This is a genomic window from Neisseria sp. P0022.S010 (genome assembly GCF_051956635.1).
Window position 1 is genome coordinate 1 of sequence record NZ_JBQCXF010000208.1, and the last position, 5,036, is coordinate 5,036.

Consider the following 5,036-nt stretch of genomic DNA (forward strand, 5'->3'; position numbering starts at 1 on the left):
GAAAAGAAATCGAAGAAACTTTATCTGCCCTGCAAAACAGCCTGCAAGGTATTGAGGCCAAAAAACAATCTGCAATCAATGATGTCGAGCAGCGTTATTCACGAGATAGCGTATCTGTCATCAATCAGGCTGTCACATCTGCAATTTTGCAGCAAAAAATGCGACTGGTTGATTTGGCAATCAATAACCAAGGTGCATTTGAGCGCGAGCTGAACGACATTACAAAAAATGCACTGCTTTCCGCCGTTCAGACCCGCTTCCGAGCCATTAGCCAAGATTTGATAGAAGAAATGGGCAATGGTATCAATGCACAATTAGCTACTTTGCCGGATGGCGGTTTGGCTGGCATTGCAATGGATGTATTGGCCAATAGCGGGGCAGACGCTTTCGGAAAAGTAGCTAATACAGCATTAAAATCAATATCTAAAGCAATTATGGGTAATGTGACTTCGGCAACATTGAAGGCATTGCTTAGCGGTGTATTTAGTATTGTGGGTGCCGTGTTGCTCTTCCTGCCTGAAATTATTTCTTTATTTGCAAAAGGAGAGAAGGAGCGCAGACAGCGTGAACAAGTAGAACAGGCAATTATCAATAATGTCATTCCACAAATTCAACAGCGGCTTAGTACCGTACTGCCTGATTTAATGAATCAGAATATTACAGCCCTGATTAATCAAATCAGCGAACAGTTTGAGGAGCAGCTGCAACAAAAACGCAATGAGATTGAAGCTGCAGAGGCGGAAAAAGCAGCAAAAGCCGCCGAGTTGGAAAGCACGATTAATGAGTTGGAAAGCGGCAAGCAACAGCTGACTACAGCAGCAAACCGTTATTTGTTTGCCTAATCATTTTCAGACGGCCTCAATGATATCGAAGGCCGTCTGAAAAAATAGATATTCCCAAAAATATTAAGGATCTATTCATGGATATCATCCAGTTAAACAACCAAATTGAAGAATTCGTAAATAAATATGATTTCAGTCATGATGCCTTGGCATTAAAGCAGGAGTATACAATTCAGAAAAGCGAAGAGTGGCAGAGAGTTTTAGATAGCTTTGCAGAACAAGGCCGTGTGTTGCGTATCGGCATTATCGGGCGTGTGAAGGCAGGGAAAAGCTCCATGCTCAATGCCTTGCTGTTTAACGGTAACGACATTTTGCCCAAAGCCGCCACACCGATAACAGCCGCGCTGACCATTATGGAATACAGTGAAAATGTCAGCGCAGAAGTGGACTTTTTTACCCAACAAGACATTGAACAAATCAAAAAAAAACACGATGCCTATTTGATAGAGCTGGACAAAAAAATTAAAAAAAGAGAACAGGAAAATATCGAACGCATCAAAAAGAAAAAAGACTTATTGGATAAATTAGCTCCCTTGTCTGCTAATGAAAAACAGGAGTGCTGCGAAAAAGCCAAATCTCAAGCCGAACGGGAGATGAAGGACGATCCGTCTTTTGCTTCATATGATCAATATTGCCGTATTAAAGAATCAGGCAAATCATTAAGTGATTTGGAGCAATACCGTACGATTTCAGCGGGTAGTGTGGAAGAACTGATGAATGGCGTATTGAACCAATTTGTTGGGTCAAGCGGTGCATTCATGCCGTTTACCAAGTCCGTTACATTGCATATTCCGGAAAAAGGTTTGCAGGGCCTGCAAATCATTGATACCCCGGGAATTAATGACCCTGTGACATCTCGTGGCGAACGAACCGAGCAATTGTTGCAAGATTGTGACGTCGTATTGATTGTTTCTCCTTCGGGCCAATTCCTCAGCAGAGAGGATACCGATTTGATGCATCGGGTAACGACCAAAGAGGGGACGCAGCAAGCTTATCTTATCGCCAGCCAGGTGGATAACCAATTGTTTGGCAGTGAAAGTCAAGGCTTGAGCGATCCTATTCATGTTTTGGAACGTATTTCTGACAATTTGACCAAGCATGCGCGTAATGTTTTGGCCAAACAAGTCCAAGAATATCCGTCCATGAAAGTGGCTGCGGACAAGTTGAGCAAAAACAACGTTATTTGCTCTTCAAGCGTAGCGTTTTCAATGCAGCAGCGTTTTGATGAGCAACATACTTGGGATGCCAATTTGCAACACGTATGGCGCAATTTGAATCAAAAATTCCCGGATGTTTTCAGTCATGAAGAATTGGCTAAAAATGCATTAAACCAATTGGCCAATATTCATCAGATACATCAAATAGTAAGTGAAGTAACTGCTAATAAAGAACAAATTTTGGCGCAACGGCGCATTGATTTTGAGAATGACAAACGTACCGCATTACAAGGCTATTTAAAAGCATGGGCCGAGCGCATCAATGATCAGATCCATCAGATTCAGCATGCCGATGTGGATGAATTGCGCAAACAAGAAGCCGAACTCAAAAAGCAGCAAGCCACAATCGATGTAAATGTGGGCGGCGTGTATGATGATTTGATTTCGGATATCAAACTGAATTTGAGTAAACAGTTAAAAGACAAACTGAGCAGTGAAATGAAAAAATATGATACTGCTTCTGAAGGAGCTCAGGGTACAGCGACTGAAAGTAGGGAAGTTTATGTAGGACGCGGTGGTTTTTTGTGGCTTAAAAAAAAATATAGAACAGAGACTTATGAGGTTTCCACTCTCCAGGCTACTCCTATCCGCCGTGCTATTGAAGAAGTTCGCGCCAGTTTGGAAGATGAATTATGCTATCTGTCAGAAAGCTATTCGCAGGCTTGGAAGAAAAAAATCTATTCCCAAATTGTTGGTGCGTTGCGCGAAGCTATGGGGGATGAAGAGCTGGACGTAACTATCATTGTACGTGCAGTCAAAAATGTATTGGCTCGCATCCCTGAAGCCTCGTTCTGCCTTGCTGATGATATGCCTGACGAGTTAAAGAAATCTGGCCAGCTTAAAGGCAGCGAGATGGAAAGCTATATGGCAGAGGCTGATAATTATATTTCTAACCTACGCAATACCGTTCGCAACCAGATTTCAGCATATATGGACACTCTAGTAGGGGGCCTAAAGAAAGTAAATTTACCTCAAGAGCTGATGGGCGACTTGGAAAACAGCCTGAAACAGCTTTTGAACGAAATTGAAAACAAAGAGGCAAGTCTGTTCCATTATCGAGGTATTCAGAAAGAATTGGCAGGCTTAATACAGTCTGCCGCTTAATCAAAATCAATCAGGCCGTCTGAAAAATTCAGACGGCCTGCAAGGAATAATTATGTCTCATCATTCAGTAGATAAATTGAAAGAATGGATCAGTCCGAGCATTCCTTTGGGCTTGATGTTTGGTAAGAAACAACAAGCCTTGGAAATTATTGAACAAATCAAACAGCAACTTAAGAGCATAGACATCATGCGAGAACAATTGAATCAGGCAGAGCAAGAGCTGCCTGAATTGAAAAAACAGCTTGAGCAAGCGCAAAAAAAATTAGAGCAATTACAAAGGAACTTGTCGGAAAGCGAATTGCGTCAGACTTTGATTGCAGACCTTCTATCGGCCAATAATCTGAATCCCGGTGTACGACAGTATTTTCAGCTTTTGGGAGGAGAGTTTTTAGAATTTGCCAATCAGGAAGACTCCTTGAAAGATGAAGCGGCGGCATTTTTAGAATTGCAGGCAATTGGTGATGAATTAAAAGTCATTGGTTCCTACCCGGAATTTTACAAAAAACGCTCGATTGCCATTGCCGGAGGTTTCAGCGCCGGTAAATCCGAATTTATCAGCAGTTTGTTTGAGGATCCCAATATCCGACTGCCTATCGGCATCGAACCGACTACTGCCATTCCGACTTATGCTTTAAACGGTCAGGAAAACGGCGTGATCGGTTGCAGTCAGAACGGTGGTGTGATTGATTTGCTGAAGATTGATCCTGATTTTCAACAAAAATTGTCGCATAATTTTATCCGGTCATTTGGTTTCAACCTTAAAACCATCATGCCTTTTGTGTTTATGACTACACCGATGAAGTTTGAGCATTTGTGCTTTATCGATACGCCGGGATACAACCCGTCTGATGTGGCAGACGGACATACCGCGGAAGATGTAAAAACGGCGCAAGAGTTTGTCCAAAATTCCGAGGCTTTGTTGTGGCTGATTGGTTTGGATTCCAACGGTACGATTTCAAAAAGCGATTTGGACTTTTTAGATCATGCAGGACAAAACAGCCAAAAACCGCTCTATATCGTTCTAAATAAAGCAGATTTGCGCCCATATGACCAGCTTGAAGAAATTATGGCAGAAATTGCCGATACTTTGGACGATTACGATATCGAGATTGCCGGTATTTCTGCATACAGTTCTATTACGAAAGAAGAGTATTTGTATCACAAACAGTCGTTGCATGCCTTTCTTGCCAGCCTGGATCAGCCGTCTGAAAAGCAAACCTTGCTTATGCGAAGATTGTTTGCCGTAGATGAAAAATATCAACGTGCTATTTTGCGTACCATCAAAGAAAACAAGCAAATCAATACGACTTTAAGCGGCTTCAAGTTGGATTTGTTAGAAAACGGCTTTGATGACCTGAGTTCGGATTTGTATGAAAAACTCGGCAAAATGAATTCTATCTTTACCATCAAGCAAAAAGAAGAACATCTGAAACAATTGGAAACAGTCACAATGAAGATTGTGGCGGCAATTGAGCAGGTATTTGGTCAGCCAAGCAAGGTTAAACGTAAGAATTGGACGCAGGACGAAATCGAGCTGGATGAAAAATTCGTTCGGTTAACCCAAAAGGAGCAAATACCCGATGAATTGATGGATAAGCAACCTTCAAATGAGCAGCCTTCAAATGAGAAGAAAACATATTCAACAGAATTAAGTGCTAGATTTTGGGGGTATTGGGGAAATAGGCTAATAGGTATTAATTCTAAAATAGAATTAACTGTAGGTATGCTTTTGGCTGATAATAAAGAAACCTTTACATTTGAAGAATGGGAGGATATTTATAATAATCACTTTACACATGTTCATCAAAATTACAACTGTGATGGTGATTTGAATGCACTTTGTGAAGCTGGAATAATCCGTTGTATTTATGAT

At 41.5% G+C, this 5,036-nt stretch carries 3 protein-coding genes; all 3 read left to right on the forward strand.

Translation table 11 applies throughout. The annotated features are described in order from the left end of the window. Positions 1-842, forward strand: an 842-nt coding sequence (locus ACTHUT_RS13780) for a hypothetical protein (protein ID WP_440418906.1), incomplete at its 5' end; no start/stop codon positions are given. 77 nt (positions 843-919) lie between these two features. Further along, a complete protein-coding gene (locus tag ACTHUT_RS13785) occupies positions 920-3,163 on the forward strand; it encodes a dynamin family protein (protein ID WP_440418907.1) in 2,244 nt (747 codons plus the stop codon). Between the two features lie 52 nt (positions 3,164-3,215). Beyond that, the coding region (locus tag ACTHUT_RS13790) for a dynamin family protein (protein WP_440418908.1) at positions 3,216-5,036 on the forward strand (1,821 nt) is incomplete at its 3' end.